14 protein-coding genes are annotated in these 19571 nt (G+C 68.1%); 13 read left to right on the plus strand and 1 reads right to left on the minus strand.

What is annotated here, in order from left to right; translation table 11 throughout:
- Nucleotides 1-178 precede the first annotated feature (178 nt).
- The 12 genes from BDK92_RS27100 to BDK92_RS27150 all read left to right on the plus strand — a co-directional run bounded on the left by BDK92_RS27100 (nucleotide 179) and on the right by BDK92_RS27150 (nucleotide 16238).
- Nucleotides 179-2533 carry a tetratricopeptide repeat protein gene (locus BDK92_RS27100; protein WP_147457126.1) on the plus strand — a complete coding sequence of 785 codons (2355 nt, stop codon included), beginning with the start codon at nucleotides 179-181 and terminating at the stop codon, nucleotides 2531-2533.
- A 50-nt stretch (nucleotides 2534-2583) separates the two neighbouring features.
- Nucleotides 2584-4350: an MFS transporter gene (locus BDK92_RS39755; RefSeq protein WP_211349380.1), complete on the plus strand. Its 1767-nt coding sequence runs from the start codon at nucleotides 2584-2586 to the stop codon at nucleotides 4348-4350.
- Between the two features lie 41 nt (nucleotides 4351-4391).
- Nucleotides 4392-6449 carry a prolyl oligopeptidase family serine peptidase gene (locus BDK92_RS27110; protein ID WP_121162625.1) on the plus strand — a complete coding sequence of 686 codons (2058 nt, stop codon included), beginning with the start codon at nucleotides 4392-4394 and terminating at the stop codon, nucleotides 6447-6449.
- Nucleotides 6446-7708 carry an ATP-grasp domain-containing protein gene (locus BDK92_RS27115; protein WP_211349381.1) on the plus strand — a complete coding sequence of 421 codons (1263 nt, stop codon included), beginning with the start codon at nucleotides 6446-6448 and terminating at the stop codon, nucleotides 7706-7708. Before BDK92_RS27110 ends, BDK92_RS27115 begins: the two co-directional genes overlap by 4 nt.
- Before the next feature lie 754 nt (nucleotides 7709-8462).
- On the plus strand, nucleotides 8463-10688 hold the full coding sequence (gene asnB / locus BDK92_RS27120) for an asparagine synthase (glutamine-hydrolyzing) (protein ID WP_121159236.1): 2226 nt from the start codon (nucleotides 8463-8465) through the stop codon (nucleotides 10686-10688).
- A 113-nt stretch (nucleotides 10689-10801) separates the two neighbouring features.
- Nucleotides 10802-11488 carry a CPBP family glutamic-type intramembrane protease gene (locus tag BDK92_RS27125; protein WP_121162626.1) on the plus strand — a complete coding sequence of 229 codons (687 nt, stop codon included), beginning with the start codon at nucleotides 10802-10804 and terminating at the stop codon, nucleotides 11486-11488.
- Nucleotides 11485-12261, plus strand: a complete 777-nt coding sequence (locus tag BDK92_RS39180) for a hypothetical protein (RefSeq protein ID WP_170208692.1) — start codon at nucleotides 11485-11487, stop codon at nucleotides 12259-12261. Before BDK92_RS27125 ends, BDK92_RS39180 begins: the two co-directional genes overlap by 4 nt.
- Before the next feature lies 1 nt (nucleotide 12262).
- A complete protein-coding gene (locus BDK92_RS39185) occupies nucleotides 12263-12535 on the plus strand; it encodes a PqqD family protein (RefSeq protein ID WP_170208693.1) in 273 nt (90 codons plus the stop codon).
- Between the two features lie 42 nt (nucleotides 12536-12577).
- A complete protein-coding gene (locus tag BDK92_RS27135; protein ID WP_246017264.1) occupies nucleotides 12578-13342 on the plus strand; it encodes an ABC transporter permease in 765 nt (254 codons plus the stop codon).
- A gap of 1 nt (nucleotide 13343) precedes the next feature.
- Nucleotides 13344-14345 (plus strand): ABC transporter ATP-binding protein, encoded by a 1002-nt coding sequence (locus BDK92_RS27140; protein ID WP_121159239.1) that lies wholly within the window; start codon nucleotides 13344-13346, stop codon nucleotides 14343-14345.
- Nucleotides 14342-15163 (plus strand): ABC transporter permease, encoded by an 822-nt coding sequence (locus BDK92_RS27145; RefSeq protein ID WP_121159240.1) that lies wholly within the window; start codon nucleotides 14342-14344, stop codon nucleotides 15161-15163. The genes BDK92_RS27140 and BDK92_RS27145 overlap by 4 nt, the downstream gene beginning before the upstream one ends.
- Nucleotides 15164-15230: 67 nt before the next feature.
- Nucleotides 15231-16238 carry a diiron oxygenase gene (locus tag BDK92_RS27150; protein ID WP_246017265.1) on the plus strand — a complete coding sequence of 336 codons (1008 nt, stop codon included), beginning with the start codon at nucleotides 15231-15233 and terminating at the stop codon, nucleotides 16236-16238.
- Here the strand turns inward: BDK92_RS27150 and BDK92_RS27155 are convergent.
- Complete coding sequence (locus BDK92_RS27155; protein ID WP_121159242.1) at nucleotides 16218-17267, minus strand: helix-turn-helix domain-containing protein; 1050 nt, start codon at nucleotides 17265-17267, stop codon at nucleotides 16218-16220. The two genes, BDK92_RS27150 and BDK92_RS27155, sit on opposite strands and share 21 nt — an antisense overlap.
- A gap of 1001 nt (nucleotides 17268-18268) precedes the next feature.
- Between BDK92_RS27155 and BDK92_RS27160 the strand changes: the two genes are divergently transcribed.
- Complete coding sequence (locus BDK92_RS27160; protein WP_121159243.1) at nucleotides 18269-19567, plus strand: NAD(P)/FAD-dependent oxidoreductase; 1299 nt, start codon at nucleotides 18269-18271, stop codon at nucleotides 19565-19567.
- Nucleotides 19568-19571: the final 4 nt, after the last annotated feature.

Consider the following 19571-nt stretch of genomic DNA (forward strand, 5'->3'; position numbering starts at 1 on the left):
ATTCGACGATTCATGGCAGGAGGTGAAAACAATGAAGGTCAAGGTTGCCGAGAAGCAGGAGACCGTCCGCACCACCACTCCGTACGTTGCCAGCTAAGGCAAATTGAATGGGGGGCCCGCGATGCGTGGTCCCCCATTCTAGCCTGGGAAAAGGTTCCCGAATATCAGGAGATCCGACATGACCTTTACTCATTCCCGCGTGCGCCGCAGTTTCTTCGCGGCATTGAACGAGGCTCATGGCCACCTGGATTCGGAGAATCCCGGTGGCGCGCTGTTCCTCGCGGTCACCTCCCCGGACGGCAGCGGCAAGCTCGACACGGTGCGCGCCTGGCGCGACTCGGAGCCGGACCGCCGGCCCGGACACCTGATCCTGACCGCGGACGGCAACCGGCTGACGCACGGATATCTGGCCGGCCTGCAACCACTGGTCGATCACGCGATCGCCACCGCCGAGACGAACCACCCCGACCTGGTGTCCGCCGCCGAGCAGTCGCTCAAGCGCATCTTCCCGCACCGGCAGTCACCGGCGTTCCGGATGCCCAAGGACCTCACCGGCGTGGCGAGCCGGGACGAGCGGACCCGCTTCTACTACCACGATTACCAGGGCAAGCTGCTCAACGGCGTCTACGAATTCCTCGACAGCTATCTGGCCACCACTGGGCAGACCTGCACGCTGATCATCGACAACGCCGACCAGCTGTCACCGACCGTGACGCAATTCCTGGACATCATGGCCCAGCGCCGTACCCTGGGCCGGCATCTGAAAATCGTGCTGCTGGTCAACGGCGATCTCGACGTCGGCTTGGCCGAGCACAGCGTTCAGGTCTCGCTTCCGGCGCTCTCACGTCCCGAGGCGCGCGAACTCATCGAGTCCTGGGGATTCGAGTCGCCCGCGCCGAAGCAGCTCGACAACCTGTGGCGGCTGTCGCAGGGCCGTCCGGCTCGCCTGTCGGCGCTGCTGCGCTGCGCCGAGGTCAAGGTGTCGCTGCCCGGCTACCTGACCTTCGAGACCCACATCGACCTGTACCTGAGCGTGCTCGGCGAACGCCGCCGGTACGACCTGCTCCAGGAGTACGTCCGGGGCCACTGCGCCGACGACGACTCGATCGCGCGGCGCAACTACGAGACCTACGACGAGGGTGCCCGCGAGCGGATGCACCGGGAGGTCATCGCCGAGCTGGCCGACCAGCAGCAGGAGGTCCTGCACCCGGTCCACCACCTCAGCCTGCGGGACGCCTCTGACCAGGTGGTCGCCCTCGCACCGCTGTCGATCTCGTTGCAGGAGATCGGCCTCTACAACACCTGGTTCGATCTGTTCTCCCGGTTCTGGGCGAACTCGCAGCTGCGCACATTGCCCGGCGGGGGACAGACGCACAACCTGGTCTATCTCCGCATGGCGTTCGTGCTGTACTCACTCGGCCTGGCGCATGTGTCGATCTCCTACCTGGACACGTTCTACCAGCACTTCCCGCACAGCCTGTACACCCCGACCGTGCTCTATTCACAGAGCATGGCGCATGGCCGGTACCAGTCGCCCCCGGATCTCGTCACGGCCGAGCGTTTCGCTCTGCTGAACCTCGAGAAGATCAGTACCGAATTCCGCGACCACCCGAAGTACGAGTACATCAAGGTGTTCGCGGAGAACGCACTGGCGTACATTCGGGCGCGGCAGAAGCGCATGGACGAGGCACTCAAACTGTGCACCGACGGCATGGACCGGATGCACGAGATCTACGGCGACGACCGGTTCGCGCTGCACCAGTCGATCCTGGTCTACAACACCGCCCAGATCCACGAGATGCTCAAGGACTACACCAAGGCGTACGAGGTGTATCAGCAGACCATCGCGCTCGACCCAAACTACGGGGAATACGCGAACGATCTCGCCAACATGCTCCAGCGCACCGACCGGTTCGATGAGGCCCTCGAGTACTACGAGCGGGCCATCGCCCTGTGCCCGCCGTACTACGAGGCACACCTCAACCGCGCGCAGATGTACGTGCGCATGGGTGACTCGGCCGCTGCGGAGGCCGATTTCCGGCGGGTCGTGGAGCTGAATCCCGGCGAGGCGCGCGCCCATCTGGGACTTGGCATCCTCCAGCTGAAGCAGGGCCGGTTCGCCGAAGCCCAGCAGAGCCTGGACGCGGCCGTCTACCACGACCCCCGCAACGCTCTCGCCTGGACCAACCGTGGCCTGACCCTGCTGGAGCTCGGGCGTGCCCAGGAGGCGGAGGAAAGCCTGCGCACGGCGCTCACCCACAACGGCAAGCTCACCGAGGCATGGAACAACCTGGCACACGTGCTGCACACCGGTGGGCGAAAAGCGGAGTCTCTCGAGTGCCTCGACGCCGCCGTGCGTCTCTCCGACGACCCGGACTACGTCTACAACCGGGCGTTGCTGCGCCACGAACTCGGTGACACGGCCGGCGCTCTGGCCGACGTCGAACTCGCCGCGCAACGCGGCGCGGACGCCGCCGAGGTCGCCGACCTGCGCGAGCAGGTGGCCAAGACGCCGGGCACCGCGGCGATCTGATGCACGCCGAGGTCCTGCCCACCGCGCCGGGGAGAGTACGCCCGCTTCGGATGTTGTTGTCGGCATACGCGGTCAGCCAGTTCGGCAACTGGCTGTTCCGCACCGGAGTGGTCTACTTCGCCTACAACCAGAGCCACGGTTCCGCGGCGCTACTCACCACCGCGATCGCTCTGGTGTATCTGCCGGTCCTCGTGGGTTCGCGGATACTGGCCCCGCTCGCCGACCGGTGGGACACCCGGCGCACGCTGATCGGGCTGGACGTCCTGCGCGCCCTGTCGCTGTGCATCCTGCTCGCCACCACCCTCGCCGGGGGCACCATTACCACCGGGGCGACCATCACCGCGATGGCCGTGCTGAGCCTGCTGACGCCGCTGTTCACCGCATCGCAGACGGCCTACCTGCGGCAGACCCTGCCGACCGACGGGATGCCCGCAGCGCTCGCCGCGGTGTCCCGGATCGACTGGATCATGTTCATCCTGGGCACCGCTTCGGCGCCCTTGATGTTGCAGATCAGCAACCTGCCGACACTGATCACGCTGGACATCGTGACCTTCGTGGTGTCCGCGCTACTGCTCGTACGGCTGCCGCCGGCGCCGGTCCACCCGGCCGGCGCCGGCTCGCCGGACGACGCGACCACGGGCACGGGTCGCGCCCGGCTCGCCACCAGCAGCAGGTGGCTGCTGGCTGCCGTCTTCGCGCTCAACGCCGGGGCGGGGGTCATCAACCTCTATCCGAACGTGGTCGCGCGGAACTACCTCGGCGGCGGCGCCACCTGGCTCAGCGTGATCAACCTGGCGAACGGCGTCGGGGCGGTGATCGGCGCCACGCTCGCCGGGCGGGTGAGCCGCAGTCACGGGCTGCGCCCGGGAATCCTCGCCGCGGTGGCCGTGGCGGTGTCGCTGGTGGGCATGACCTTCGTGACGACCGCCTGGATCGCGGTGCTCGCGAGCTCCACCATGCTGCTCGCGGGCCAGGTGTTCGCGGTGGTGTTCCAGGCGAGGATCCTGGCCGACGAACCGGTCGAACGGGCGGGCCGGGCGTCCGGCCTGTTCACCCTGGGCACCTTCGCCGGCGTGACGGTAAGCGTGCTGCTGTTCCTGGGCCTCACCGCGGTCGGCCCGCCGCACCGCTCGTTCACCGTGCTCCTGCTGCTGGGCGCCGGCACGGCCCTGATCTCGGCACTGATCGGCCAGGTCGCGTCCCGCCGGTTCGGCACAGGGGTGCCGGTGACCACGGCCGTCCCCGCACGGCCTGAACCGGCGCCGGCCGGCAGCGACGCGGAGGCGGAGGCGGAACCGCGGGCCGGGCTGGTCCGGGCCGCCGGGCGCACCTTCGCCACCGGAGTCACCGTCGTCTCCACCGTCAAAAGCCTGGTCCCGCACGCCGCCACGGTGAACTCGTTCGTCACCGTCTCCCTCGACCCGGCGCTCGTGTCGATCTGCGTCGACCGCACCGCGCGGCTGCACACGTTCCTCGAGGCCGACTCGCCGTTGGGCATCACCATCCTGTCGGCCGCGCAGCGGAACACCGCGGTGCACTTCGCAGACCGGAACCGTGCGTTGGGGCAGGCCCAGTTCGACGGGCATGCCTGGCGGCAGGGCAAGGAGACCGGCGCGCCGCTGCTGGAGGAGGGGCATGCCTGGCTCGAGTGCCGGGTCGAGCGGCTCATCACCGCCGGTGACCACTCCATTGTGCTGGCCCGGGTGCTCTCCTTCGCCATCGCCGAGCCGGACGACGGGCACGGTCCGCTGGTCTTCGCCGGAGGCCGCTTCCGGTCGCTGCCCGATCACCGGTCCGAACCAGGCGGAACGACGTGACCGGGTGTCACCACTACCGGCGAATTCCCCAGGAGTGAGTGTTGACCAGGAAATACCCCCCGGCCCACCGGGATGACCGGATCGATCTGCTGCATGGGTACAAGGTGGCGGATCCGTACCGCTGGCTGGAGGACGCCCAGAGCGAGCAGAGCCGTTCCTGGCTGGTTGCCCAGGATCAGCTCTGCGAGGAGGTGCTGAGCCGGCTACCGGGACGGGCGGCGGTGCGCCGCCGAATCACCACGCTGCTGGGAACCGGTACGGTCAGCGCTCCGGTCTGGCGGGGAGAGCACCGGTTCTTCATCCGCCGGATGCCCGATGCCGAACGCCCCGTGCTGCTGACCGTGGATCCGTCCGGGGCGGAGCGGGTGCTCCTCGATCCGTTGCTCCTCGATCCGTCCGGCCTCACCGTCCTCGAATCGTGGTACGTGGCCCCATTGGGTGACCGGCTCGCGTACAAGACCTCCCGGGGCGGCGACGAGGAATCGTTCCTGTACGTGGTGGACGTCGCCACCGGCACGGCTCTGGAAGGCCCGATCGGCGGGGTACGGCACGGCGCCCTCGCCTGGCTGCCGGACGGCACCGCCTACTACTACGTCCGCCGGCGGCCCGGGGACACGTCCCGCCGGGTGCACCTGCACCGGGTGGGCACGGATCCGGACCGGGACGACGTCGTGGTGTTCGGCGACGGAATGCCCGACACCACCGATTACGGGATCCTGGTCAGCGTCGACGGCCACTGGCTGAGCCTCGGCGCGTCACAGGGCACCGAGAACCGCAGCGACGTGTGGCTGGGTGACCTCACCGTGGCCGGCCCGGAGGCACCACAGCTGCGTCCCGTTCAGGTGGGTGTCGACGCGGACACCGGGGTGTACATGTGGCGCGACGGCCGGGCGTACCTGTTCACCGACCGGGACGCACCCCGCTCGCGGCTCTGTGTCGCCTCCCCGGCGGACCTGCGCTACGAGGCGTGGCGAGACCTGGTGTCCGAAGATCCCGAGGCGGTGCTCACCGACTTCGCCATCCTGGACGGTCCGGAACTCGACCGGCCGCTGCTCGTGGTGGGCTGGACGCGGCACGCCGTCAACGAGATCACCGTGCACGATCTGGAAACCGGTGAGCGGCTGGGCACCGTCCCGACGCCCGGCACCGGATCGATCGGCGGCCTCTTCGAACGGCCTGAGGGTGGCCACGAGGTGTGGTTCTCGTACACCGACGGCACCTCACCGGGCGCGATCCTGCGGTACGACGCCCGCGATGGCAGCACCGGCCTGTGGGCGACCGCCCCCGGTGCGGTGCCCGTGCCGCGGGTACTCAGCTCGCAAGTGAGCTACCGATCAGCCGACGGCACGACGGTCCGCATGCTGATCGTCGAGCCGCTGGACCGTACCGGCCCCCGGCCGACCGTGCTGTTCGGCTACGGCGGCTTCGGCTCGTCGCAGGTTCCGGCGTACGACCCGTCGATCCTGGCCTGGGTGGAGGCTGGCGGCGTCTACGTCGTGACGAACCTCCGGGGCGGTGGGGAAGAGGGGGAGGACTGGCACCGGGCCGGAATGCGCGAGAACAAGCAGCGGGTGTTCGACGATTTCCACGCCGCCGCGCAGGCCCTGATCGACGGTGGCTGGACCACCCCGGCCCAGCTCGGGGCGTACGGCGGGTCCAACGGCGGGCTGCTCGTCGGGGGCGCGCTGGTGCAGCGGCCGGACCTGTACCGCGCGGTGGTGTGTGAGGCGCCGTTGCTCGACATGGTCCGGTACGAGACGGTGGGGATGGGCGGCCTCTGGGTATCCGAGTACGGTTCCGCTCAACACCCCGAGGAACTGGGCTGGCTGCTCGGTTACTCCCCGTACCACCAGGTCCGTGAGGGCACTCCGTATCCCGCCGTGCTGTTCACCGTCTCCGCCAACGATGTTCGCGTCGACCCGATGCACGCCCGCAAGATGTGCGCCGCGCTGCAGTTCGCCACCGCCGGCGAGGGGCTGATCCTGTTGCGCAGTGAACCAGAAGCGGGCCACAAGGGCCGTTCGACGACGCGGATGGCCGCGCTCGCCGCGGACACACTCGCCTTCCTCGCCTGGCACACCGGATTGGAGCTACATTGACCAGCGACATCGTGGTGATAGTCGACGCCTACTCGAGCGCCCGCGACCTTGCCCCGATCTTCCGGGAGCGTGGTTTCCGCTGCGTGCACGTCCGCAGCGTTGCGAATCCGCATCCGGTCTACGGGCGCAGTTTCCAGGCGGGTGACTTCATCGCCGACATCGTGCACGACGGTGACGTTGCCGCCACTGCCGCGGCCGTGGAGCGGCACGCGCCCGCCTGCCTGATCCCGGGCACCGAGAGCGGTGTCGAGCTCGCCGACATCCTCAGTGAGCGGCTCGGGCTGCGCAGCAACGGCACCGCGCTGGGCAGCGCCCGCCGCGACAAGTACCGCATGCTCGAGACGGTTCGGGCGGCCGGTGTGCCCACCGCCGGGCAGATGCTGGTTTCCGACCTGGACACGCTCCTCGACTGGTACGCCGGATTCGGTGGCCGAGTGGTGCTGAAGCCGGTTCGCAGTGCGGGCAACGACGGCATCCATTTCTGTGCCGACGCTGACGACCTCAAGTCCGCCTTCAGCGCGCTACTCGGCACCGACAGCGCGCTGGGAGCCCGCAACAACGCGGTCCTGGCCCAGGAGTACCTGGTCGGGGGCGAGTACATCGTCAACACGGTCAGTCTCGACGGCAACCATCGCGTCACCGACATCTGGAAAATGCACCACATCACCGCCAACGGTGTGCGCGATCTGGGTGGCAGCGCCCAGTTGCTGCCCCGGCACGGGCTCGAGCAGGACCCGCTGGCCGACTACACGTTCCGGGTGCTCGACGCGCTCGGGCTGCGCCACGGGCCGGCGCACACCGAGCTGAAGCTGACCCCCCAGGGGCCACGGCTGATCGAGACGGCCGCGCGTGCCTGCGGGGCGGACCTGCACATCCCGGTGAAGGCCGCGATCGGCGTGAGCCAACTGGACTGGACCGTTGACGTGTACACCGGCGCCGTCGACCTCCACTCGGCGGCCACCAGCGAGTATTCGCTGATCCGGCATGCCGGGCTGGTCAACATGGTGGCGCCGGCGTCGGGCACCCTTCTCGATTACCCAAAAATGGAGCAGTTGCGCGGGCTGGACAGTTTCCACACGTTGGCGTTGAACGTCCAGCCCGGTGGGCAGATCCATCGTTCCGTGGACGACTGGACCTACCCGATGCGCGTCTACCTGGTGCACGAGCAGGAGAGCACGGTCATGCACGACATCCTGACCGCCCGGTACCTCGACGGTGACGGCTTCTACCAGGTGGAGCCGTCAGAGCCGGCAGTCTGACACGGTCGCGGGCCGGGACAGGACCAGCGCCAGCCCTCCCGAAACGTCTCGCGACAGTCCGCATCGGACGCAGGGGGCGAGGCACGCGTACCCGTATCACAGCGAGGCGAGCCCGGGAGCATCGTCGTCGTTGAATCTGGAACAGGGCCCGGGAAAACTGCCGCGTACGCCCATCGGGCTCCTGGGTTTCTTGCTGGCGCCCGGATTCGTGCCGGTGCTCGTTGACGCCCGAGGCTCCCGGGACCGGCCGTGCGGGCCCGCAGCCCTCATAGCGCCTGTTCCGTCGCCTCACCCCTCTGTCAGTCCATTGTGGATGTAGGGGCGGCGGCGGTCCGCGTGTCGCGTCGCCTACCCGGCCTCGAATGCGGCACGTCGATCCGGGCGCCGGAGGGCGGCTGCGGGGGGCGTGCAGGACGTCGCGGCAATCGCCCGGTTCGCCCGCTTTATCGTGGCTCATGTTTTCGCCAACGTGACCATGAACCCTCCGCCCACTGGCACGCCACGACGTGCTGCCGCAACAATCCGCTGGAGACCGGCCGGGCAGACCTGTCGACAGTGGACAGGGATGTGGCCGCCAGTTGCGGAGGAGGTGATCCCATGAAGAAGTACGTCAAGCCGACCGCCAAGAAGGTGAACTTCGGCACCATCCTGTCGGTTACGCCGTAACGCAAGCCTCGGTCGGGGCGCCGCCGCGCACGTGCGGCGGCGCCCCGGCCGAGACCGTCAACTAGCACACCGAGCATGTGAGGTACTGATGTGCGGCCTGGCCGGTATCGCCAAGACTGACGGCACTCCGCTGACCGAGGACGCGGACGATCTTCTGCACCGGATGGCGCACGCTGTCGCGCACCGCGGCCCTGACGAGCAGGAGCTGCTTCGTACCGGACCGGTGGGGCTGGCGTTCACTCGGTTGTCCCTCGTCGACCCGGTTGCCGGGAGCCAGCCGCTGTGGAGCCCGGACGAGCAGGTCGTTCTCATCGCCAACGGCGAGATCTACAACCACCGTGAGCTTGCCGCCGGGCTGCCCGGCGTCCGTTTCAAGACTGGCTCCGACTGCGAGGTGCTTGTCCATCTCTACCAGCGGGACGGGCTGCGGTTCCTCGACAACGTCCGTGGCATGTTCGCGATCGTTCTATGGGACCGGGCTCGGGACCTGCTGATCTTCGCTCGCGACCGGTTCGGCGTGAAGCCGCTGTTCTATCACCGCAACCGTGAACGTGTCGTCTTCGGTTCCGAGATGAAGGCACTGTTCCAGGACCGTACGTGCCCACGTGAACTGGACTGGGCGGGAGCCCTCGCCGACCCGGCGCTGCACGGCGCACCGTTCTTCGTGGACGGGCCGCCCAACACCTGGTTCCGCGGCATCGAACTCGTCCCCGCCGGCAGCATCGTCAGCATCAGCTTGCGCGACGGAACGAGCAGCAGCCACCAGTACTGGACGTTCCCTTCGTTCACCGAGAACACGGACATGTCCGAAGCCGAGTTCATCGCGGCCTACCGGGAAGTGTTCACCGCCTCGGTGCGGGAGACCGAGGTCTCGGACGTCGAGCTCGGACTCTTCCTCAGCGGCGGCATCGACTCGGTCGCGGTCGCAGCGCTCAGCACAGTGCGCCCGCGCACGTTCACGGCGATGAACGGCAGCACGATCGCCAACGGTGACGCCGAGTACGGGCACCGGGCGGCCGCAGCGTTGGGGCTGGAGAACCACCAGGTCGTCTTCGCCACCGATGAGGTGCCCACCGCAGAGCAGTGGAAGCAGCTGGTGTGGCTGCTCGAAACGCCGCAGTGCGGCCCCGAGATCTACTACAAGCGCGAGCTCTACCGCTACGTGAAGGGCACGTTCCCGGAAATCAAAGGAATGCTGCTGGGTGGGGGCAGCGACGAGTTCAACGGCGGATACTCCGTCTCCATGGCCGGTGAGGGCTCCTGGGAGGACTTCCAGGCCAACCTGCGCCACATCTCGCTGCGGTCCTACGGTGCCGGACGACCGGGGCTGAGCGCATGGTGGGAACAGTCCGACCTGTCGCTGGTGCGCGGTGACGTCCTACTGGACGGCGCGACGGCCGTCGACCCGTACGAGCACTTCTTTCGTTGGAAGTACCGTGACGTCCAGCAGTACAACTGCTGGCACGAGGATCGGACGGCTGCCGGCAGCGGCATCGAGTCCCGGGTCCCGTTCCTCGACCACCGGCTCATAGAGCTGGTCGCACACGTCCCCCGTGCGATGCGGGAACGTCTCACCTGGAACAAGCGCATCCTGCGCGAAGCGATGCGCCCGGTTGTCCCGGCGGAGTTCGTCGAGCGTCCCAAGGTCGCCTTCTTCTACGGCGACGGGGTGCGCCACACCCAGCTGGCGTTCACACGCATGCTGGCCGGCGGCGGCGACGCGCTCCTGGAGGAAGCACTCAGCGGTCCCGGGGCGCGGATGTTCGTCGACATCGACAACGCTCGAGCCACACTGCGCCGACTCGAGGCCGACCCCGGCAACGGGCATGTGGAGTTCCTCCTTCGCGTGGTGAACCTCGGGTTGCTGGAGCAGATGGCCGCCTGCCCGCCCAGCGCACCCGTCGACGCGGCGGCGGCCGCGATCCCTGTCCGGCTCCCCGTTACCGACTGGGCGGCGGACACGCCGAGGATCGACGCTGAGGTGCTGCGCCGGGTGGACATCGATCTCACCACGGTGCTGGCCGTCGCAGACCCGGTACTGCTGCTGACGTCGCCGCACGACCCCCAGACGTGCTTCGTCACCGTCAACGGATCAATCGAGTACGTTGTCGATGCGGAGGACGCCCCCGACTGGTGCCGGCTGCTGCTGGCGGTCGACGGAACACGCACCGTGGCATCGCTGCTCGACGAGATCGGCTGCGGAGTGGACGCGGTGCGCGACCCCCTCACCGAGGCGTTGGAGCTGGGTGTCCTCACCGTCGTCAAGGAGCCGACCAGCAACCGCGACGCGGCTTCATCCGCGGCGGCGAGCTGAACGTGGCCGGGGCGGTCGACACCGACGAGCAGCGCTTCCGGGGCCCGTTCCCGCGAACCTTCGACTGGGCACGCTGGCCGCTGTCTCCTCGGCGGCTTGCGGCCGCGATTTGCATGTTGGCATTCGCCAGCGCGCTGTTCCGGCAGGGTGGCGCCGCAGTCGCGACGGCCACCCTGGTGATCGTCGAGACGGGGTTGCTCAGCCTGCCGTGGCGACTGCCTCGGCTCGACCGGTCGGCCAGGAGCTTCTGGGCCGAGACGTTGTGCGGGCTGATCGCGCCCGGCGGGGCGTTGATCGTACTCATGCTCACGAATCACGACCTGGCCACCCGGTTGCCGGACTGGTGGTGGTTCGGGGTCGCGGTCGTCGTGGGGGCGGCCTTGTTGGCGGTCAGTGGCATCAACGTGCTCGCGATCCGCTCGGGGCTCCTGGCTTTCCTGATGGGCCCGACACCGAAGGCGCAGGGCCGGGCGCGCGCGTTCTACACGGCCGTGGGACCCCTGGGCGAGGAGGCGTTGTTCCGGGGGGTCGCGCTGACTGCGGCGCCCGTGGCGGTGACTCCGATCGGCCTGCTCGCCGCGGTGGCGTTTGTCGCCCGGCACCATGTCCCACCGGGTGACAACGGCCGGGGCACCGCCCGATCCACGATCACTGAGATTACGGCCGCGGTACTTCTGCTGGCCCTCACTGTCCTGTCCCAGTCCCTGTTACCGGCGCTGCTCGCCCACGTCATCAACAACGTGCCCGGCGTGATCATCGAGCTGCAGCGAGAAGATACCGGAGATCCACACACCGTATGAGCGACCTCTCTACGAACCTTGGTGAACTCACCGCGCGCGGCCTCGTTCCGGCGGACTGCCGGGCTGCCTTCGTCGTGGGTTCCTTTGCCCGTGGCTGGGCCAACGCGTCCAGTGACGTGGATATGTACCTGGTCTGCGACCAGGCCTGGCGCAGTGCGACCAACGGCGTCGAGTACCTGCCGCTCGAGCCTGCCGAGGTTGCCACGGAGGTCGTGCACGTCGGCGGCCAACGGTGGGAGCTGAAGTACTGGCTCGAGGCGCAGGTCGACCAGATGATCGACAAGGTGTCCTGGGCAAGCTTCGAGACCGGGTTGCCCACGGGGCAGATCCTGACCACCTGGGAGGAGGAGTTCGTCGAGCGGATGCTGACCTGTCGTCCCCTCACCGGGGAGGATTGGGTGCTGCGACAGCGCGCCAAGATCACCTCTTCGGCGTTCCGTGCGTTTGTCGTCGCCGACTGCCTCTCCAACGCCGACGACTGCCTCGAAGATGTCATGGGTCAGCTCGCCAGCGGTGACGTCGAGAGCGCACTCCTCTCGGTACGACTGGGGTTCGGGCACGCCGTCGACGCACTGCTCGCCTCGCAAGGTGAGTACGGGCGCGCCCCCAAGTGGCGGGCGCGCCGGGTCCGCGAGGTCAACCCGCCGTTGCTGCCCTTCGAGCGGTACTGGGCGGTCGAGACCATGCGGGCGTTCGACCCGGCAGAGCCGCGCCAGTGGATACAGGAGATCGCCGACCTGTGCAAGTCCCTCTCGATGGAAGTGGAGATCTGAGATGACGCCCGACACCGTCCCCAGCCTCAAGCTGGACACGCGTTGGCGAAGCTTCCGTGGCAAGGTCTTCATCGCTCGGGGCGATCAAGCATTCGAGCTCTCCGAGGTGGCGGCGTTCGTTTACAAGCGCATCGACGGCAACCGCTCGATTCGCCAGATCGGGGAGGAGCTTGCGGGCGAGTACGACATCCCGGTGGACGAGGCGGTGTCCGACATCGTCGAACTGCTCACCGACCTGGCGTCAGCCGGTGTGATCGACGTGAAGAGCGCCTGAACGATGCTCACCGCAACTGCCACCTTCTATCGTTTGTGGACCGTGACCAGGCGCGCGTACCCCTGGACGTACTTCACGTCGACGGTGCTGTCAGGCTCGCTGATCGTCGCCCTGGCGTATCTGGCGTTCCGCGCCGTGGGGCCGGAGGGCGTGAGTTCGCGGTTCACTAGTTTGGCCCGATCCGTCGACTACGTGGGTTACGTGGCGGTGGGCGCGGTGACGTACACCTTCGCTGTTCGGATGATCCTGTGGACCGCCAAGGCGCTGATCACGGAAGAGCGCGAAGGGACGTTTGTGGCACTGGTGGTCACACCGGCCCGGCGGATGCCGTACCTGCTGGGTTTTGTCATGTTCGCCGTCCTCAGCACGCTTGCCGAGGCCGGCGCCATTGCGGGGGTGGCAGCCCTGCTCGGTGTGCAGCTCGTGGCGCCGGACCCGTTGGGCCTCACGCTGGGGCTCACCACGTTCATCGTGGCCCTGTTCGCGATATCGATGCTGCTGGGAGCGGTGATGCTCGTCGTGGCCGAGGCGCACATCTCGCAGAACACGGTGTTCCTCACGATGGGGCTGGTGTGTGGGTTCACGTTCCCCCGGGAGTACCTGCCCACTGCGGCCCAGTGGTTCGCCGAGGCGGTGCCGGTCACCGCAGCCCTGGACGTGCTCAGGGCGGCTCTCTCGGGCGGGTTTGAGATGTCCCAGGCAGGCCCCCGGTTGCTCGCGACGCTGTGCGTCAGCGCCGCGTACCTCGTCGCCGGCCTGTGGCTGCTACCCCGTGCGGAGCGGCGCACGGTTGAGAGGACATTCTGAGATGGAACACGGGATCATCGCTCGCGACCTGGGCAAGACGTTCACCGTTCGCACCGGGCTGTTCGGGCGGCGCGTGGAAAAGACAGCCGTGCACGGGCTGTCACTGGAGGTTCCGCCCGGCCGGGTCACCGGCCTGCTCGGCCTGAACGGCGCCGGCAAGACGACCACGATCAAGATGATGTCTACGTTGCTGCGGCCGACCTCGGGCACCGTCCGGGTGGACGGGCTCGACACCGTGGCCGACGCGCGCGCGGTAAGGCGCCGGATCAACCTCATCGCCGGTGGCGAACGTATGGTCTACGCGCAGATGACCGGCCGCGAGAACCTCCACTACTTCGCCCGTCTCTACGGCCTGCCCGGTGCTCTCCGGCGCCGCCGCGCCCAGGAGCTGCTGGATGTCGTCGGGCTCTCCGAGGCCGGGGACACCCTGGTCGAGCGGTACTCCCGTGGCATGGCCCAGCGGTTGTCGATCGCGCGTGGCCTGGTGAACGACCCCGACTACCTGCTACTGGACGAGCCCACGCTGGGGCTGGACGCACCCATCGCGCGCGAGCTGCGCCAGCTCGTCGCGAACCTGGTACGGGGTGGGAAGGGCGTGCTGCTGACGTCGCACTACCTCGCTGAGGTGGAAGAGCTGTGCGAGCACGTCTACGTAATCTCAGCGGGGCGCCACCTGACCGAGGGCAGCCCGGCCGAACTGACGGCAACAGCCGGCTGTCACCGGACGGTGCGGGTCACCGTGCGGGACGCCTCGGCGGCGGTGGCGGCGACCGTCGCGGAGTTCGCGGGGCGGCTCGGCACCCGAGCGGAGGAGACGGTCGATGCGGACGGGGCGCTCGTCGTGTCGATGGCGCATCCCGACGAGATCGCCGGCCCGCTGGTCACCGCCATCGTGGCGGCCGGCGGGACGATCACCGACCTCACCGTCACGAACCCGTCGCTGGAGGATGCGATCGTCACGCTGACGGACGGGGCTCCTCGACCGGAGGTGGCCGTATCGTGAGGGATGCGCTGCAGATCTTCGCGGCCGAGACGCTCAAACAGCGCCGTCGGATGAGTGGCAGCAAGGTCATCTTCTTTTCGATGCTCTTGTGGCCGTTGCTGGAGCTACTGACGCTCTACTACACGGTCCTGCCCGTGGTCGGTGGCGGGGCCATCGCACGACGGTGGCCGGCCGCGGCGGACCCACAGAGCATGTTGGCATTCCTGGCGACAGGCTCCGTAGGGTTTTCCTTCTACTTCGCCCTCGTCCAGTCAGCGTGGCACTTCTCGTTCGAACGGCAGGCCGGCACCTTGGAACTGCTGTTCCTGTCACCGGCACGCCGACTGTCCCTCGTAGTGGCCAACGGGGTGGGGGGACTCATCCAGAACGTGTGGCTGTTCGTCTGCCTCAGCGTCGCGGTGCTGGCGCTCACCGACGCCGTGCACGTCGCCCATCCCGCCATGTTCCTGGTGGCCTTCCTGGCGTTGTTCGTCCCGTCGTTGGGCTGGGGCGCGCTCCTCAACGGCCTCCTGATCTTCTCGCGGGACTCCGCGTTCCTGTTCACGATCCTCGGTGAACCAATGGCGTTCAGCGGCGGCGCCCGGCTGCCGCTGTGGATGCTGCCCGGGTGGATCGCCACGGTGGGCACGGTCCTTCCCCTGAGTGGCAGCCTGGTGGTGGTACGCGGGGCGATCCTGGACGGCAAGCCGTTCGACGACCTGGCCTGGCCACTCGTCGGCCTCGGGGTGAGCACCGTCGTGATGCTGCTCCTCGCCTCTCTGGTGCTGCACCTCGGTGAACGCCGGGCGCAGCGCACCGGCCAGCTGAGGCTCTTCTGATCCCGGTGCTAACGATGGGAACACCAGCATGTGTGGAATAGCCGGCCTGTTCGTCGGGTGCACGGCAATGGCACTGTGCCCGAGGGCGCTTCTCGGGCAGCCCGCGCTGAACCAGGACTCCGAATTGACCGGCCCCTCGAACGACGACTATCGCAGTCCTTTCCGGAACTGGGACGAGCGCTCTGCGGTGCGGGCCCGCCCACGCCGTACGCTCAGCCCGGACGACGACAGCTCGCTCTACTTCTCACCCGATCTGGTACCGGTCGCGGCCCACGACCTCGTTCGTCACCTCCGGCCGGAGTTGTTCGAGCAGGTACTCACCCAGCACCTCTACCGTTACCTGGCCTTCACGGAGAAGCTGGAGACCCTCGTCGTCAACGGAACCGTACTGGCCATCGCCAGCGGGTCAGTCGGTGTGCCGCTCCCCGACGAAATGCGGTTGGACGCCTACCGGATCTACTGCGACGAGGCCTACCACGCGCTGTTCTCCGTCGATCTGATGCGCCAGGTCGTCGCACGTACCGGCACCCAGCCCGTGCTCCCCGATCAGCCGTACTTCCTGCGCCGACTGCAAGAGATCCAGGCGGCGTTGCCCAGTCCGATGCGTCCGCTCGCCGAACTGCTGTTCGTCACCATCTCCGAGACGCTGATCTCCGCGACAATGGGCGAGGTGCCCATGGACCCCACCGTCGCTCCGGCAGTCCGGGACGCCATCCGCGACCATGCCGTGGACGAAGGCCGCCACCACGCCTACTTCGCAATTTTCTTACGCCACCTGTGGGGGGCACTCGACTCGGCGGGGCGGCGGGAGGCGGCGCTCCTCGCCCCCCGGCTCATCGACGCCTTCCTCAGGCCGGACCAGCCGGCGATCCGCTCCGAGCTCCAGTCCTACGGGCTGACTCGGGACGACGCCGAGCAGGTCGTCTCGGAGGTGTACGGCGAGAACACCGTCCGCACCCAGGTCGCCGCGATGGCGCAGCGCACAGTGCAGTACTTCGCCGCCCTGGAGGTGTTCGCGGCGCCCGAGGTGGCCGACGAGTTCCACCGATACGGCCTACAGCCGGCCGCCCAGTGAGCCCTCGGGCGGCGCGGGTTGGGCGACCCTGGTCAGCTCGCGAGAGAGCAGGAAGCCCGCGTGCAGCCGGCTGCGAGCACCGAGATCCTTCATGAGGTCGGCAATGTGCCGCTGACAGGACCGCAGCGACAGCCCCACCCGCTCGGCGATCCGCTTGTCACTCTCGCCCTCCACAAGAAGCATCACGATGGCTCGCCGCACTTCCGAGCTCACTGCCGTCACCTGGCCGCTGTCGTACCTCAACGGGAACTCATCGGCGGCCGCCCATGTGCGGACAAAGGATTCGACGGCGAACTCCACGACACTCGGCTCGTGCACCAGCACAATTCCCGGTTGCCGGTCGCTTCGCGGAAACACGGCCGTCGACGCGTCCGCCACGAGCATGCGTGCGCATCCAACCGGCGTCGTACGCACGCGTACCCCCAGCGCGGCCGCCTCCTCCACGGCCGCGATCACCCCCTGGTTGAACTGGCTGGTGTGTTGCAGGAGCACCCGAATCCGAACCCGTCGGCGCACCAACTCCCGGGCGTGGGACATTGCCGCGACGACAACGTCTCCGCCGAAGTTGCGGCCCGGCTGCGAGACGAGCACGTCCTCCTGTGCGTTTGCCACCAGCTCGGCGATGACCGTCCGGGTCACCTCCGGATCGACGAGCTGCTCGATGTCATGCCGCCCACCGGCGCGGCCGACGCCTTCCTCGTACGCCGGAACCAGCGCGTCCAGGTCCGCCTGGATCTGCTCGATGCGCTGCTGGGCCGCCTGCATCTCCCTCAGCATCGGACCGAGCACCTGCAACTTGGCGGACTTGGGCGGCACGGCCACCAGTTGACGGGTGTCGTCGGAGCCGGCGCGGAGCAGCCCGAGCCGCTTGAGGAGACGAAGCGCCTTATCCGTGTCTTCGTTGTCGAGTCCGAGTTCGTGGTGCGTGCGCTCGGGCGAGATCGAGCGCTGGGCCACCGCCCAGGCGTAAGCGCGGCTCGCCGCCTCGGTGAGCCGCGGGATGTCGTCGGCGTCTGCGGTGTCGACCATGCTTTCTTCTGTCCCCCCGTGTTTGCGAGCGAGGCGATACGTCGCAGCATGAACCGGACAGCGCACAGCTGCCCGACAGGCGTGCTGCAGCCACCGACCAGGACAGGCTCTCGAACTGGTTTGGGCCCGGAAACGCCAGCGGTGAGGGCGCGAGGCTTCCACTCCCCGAGCGACTGATCCGCTCGGTCGTCCTCGAGCGCATGCCGTACCGGAGCGGCCGTAGGCCAGCCGTTTCGACGTGCCGCGCGACAATGATCGCGTCACGGCACCACATGCTGGACCTGGTCCCCACGCATCAGGGTCCCCCCGCCGCGTCGAGGGCCTGGCCGAAACCGCTGTCTGGAAGGTAGCGGCTGATGGCCATCTGTCGCCCCGGCGCCGGTACGGCCAGATGGAGTCGGCGCGACGGGGGAGAGCTCTCCGTCCACAATGGGCTGCGGGTCGAAAGTCCCGGTGCCCCGGGCGGCCGCGTCATGCATTCGCCCAGACTGTCGGCGGCCATGCCCAGATCCGGCGCGGTGGCGGAACCGGAGTCGAAGAGGACGGCGAGTGTGGGGCGCATGAGGGTACTTTCCTGGGTGTGGGGCCACGACCGGGTTCGCCGCGTCGGCGCGTCCGGTGTCCCGGATAGTAATATCACGATGTGACGGTGCGTGGGGGCTTGTGCCCTGATCGGCGCCGACCGTCGAGTTGGTTGATGCCACTCAGCCCTTCGGTACCGAAACCTTGACCACAACCGCGGGTGTCGGGCGCGTTGACCGGGGAGAGGACGGCGACCAGCGGCAACGGTCGGGATCCACGTACAGCAGCTTCGCGGTCGTGTGCCCAGGGTTTGAAGGCTCTGTGGCAGGTGTGTTGGTACGTAGCTGACCGGCACGGCGTGACCCCGCCGACGACAAGCCGCGCTGGCCGACTAGGTTGAATGGCCGTACATCGGGGGTGGCGATGATCGATGGCGTGGGACTGCCCGTCGGCTTCTTCCCTCCGCACGGGGAGGTTCCATGGTAGACACCGTTGAGGTCGCTGTAGTGGGGGCCGGCATGTTCGGCTCTGCGGCCGCGAAGTATCTGAGCAGGGCGGGCTTCGAGGTTCTCGTGATCGGTCCGGCGGAGCCGGCGCCCGGCGCAGCGTCGGACAGGTACGCGTTCGGTGCCCACTTCGACGCGGCCCGGATCACCCGGCGCCTGGGCTGGGACGAGGTCTGGGGGGCCACGGATTCGCGGTCGCAGGAACGCTTCCGGTCCATTGAGGACGAGTCCGGTGTTCCGTTTTTCCACGACTGCGGATCGCTGATCCTGATGGCGAAGTCGATCGGGCACCGGACGGACGCAATAGTCCATCAGAGTGCGGCCAAGCACATCAACGTGGACCGTCTGACCGCCGACGAGCTACGTGATCACCTGCCCGACCTGGGGTTACCCCCGCTTGAGGGAGGTGTCGAGGGGCTGTTGGAACGGCGCGACGCGGGTTATCTCAACCCGCGCCGCTTGGTGCAGGCGCAGTTGACGCTGGCGGCGCGGGCCGGGGGCCGGCTTCGGCGGGCGGCCGTCGTAGGGATGCGCAAGGACACGGCCACAGGAATGTGGCATCTCGACGTGCGGGGGGACGGCGGACCCGGCGTGGTGAGAGCGAGGAAGGTCGTCGTGGCGACGGGTGCGTTCACCAATCACAACGGCGCCCTTCCTCCCGGGCGACGCCTCGCCCTGCGCGCCTTCAGTGAGCCGAACCTGTTGTTCGAGGTGACAGGCGAGCTGCTGGAGCGGCTTCGGCGGCTGCCCACCATCGTCACCGTCGATCCGGTTGACAACGGTGACGCGAACCTGACGCTGTATCTCCTGCCGCCGGTGCGCTACCCCGACGGCCGGTGGTACCTGCGGGTAGGACCGGGAATGCAGCCGATGGTCCATGAGCTGCACACCGTGGAGGACATGGTCGCCTGGTACGCAGGACAGCGCGTCACGTCCGAGCAGCACAAGATCCTGTCCGCCATGATGCACATGCTCGTCCCGAGCCTGGAGCCGGTCTCGGTGCGCCAAGCGTGTTGCATCATCGAGAAAACACCATCGCGGTACCCGTACATCGGGCACCTTGACGGTGACGAGAGCATCACGGTAGCTGTCGGCGGCAACGGCCATGGTGCCCGGGGATCGGACGAGATCGGTCGGCTGGCGGCCAATCTGGTGATCGGCAAGCCCTGGGACTTCCCTATTCCGCAGGACGTTTTCAAGCCCCTCTTGGAGCACCCCCACGAAGGAGAAGGGCGCCCCGACTTTCTCAGACCGCCCTTCGGGCTCTGCTGACCAC

This window comes from Micromonospora pisi, from assembly GCF_003633685.1.
Taxonomy (GTDB): domain Bacteria; phylum Actinomycetota; class Actinomycetes; order Mycobacteriales; family Micromonosporaceae; genus Micromonospora_G; species Micromonospora_G pisi.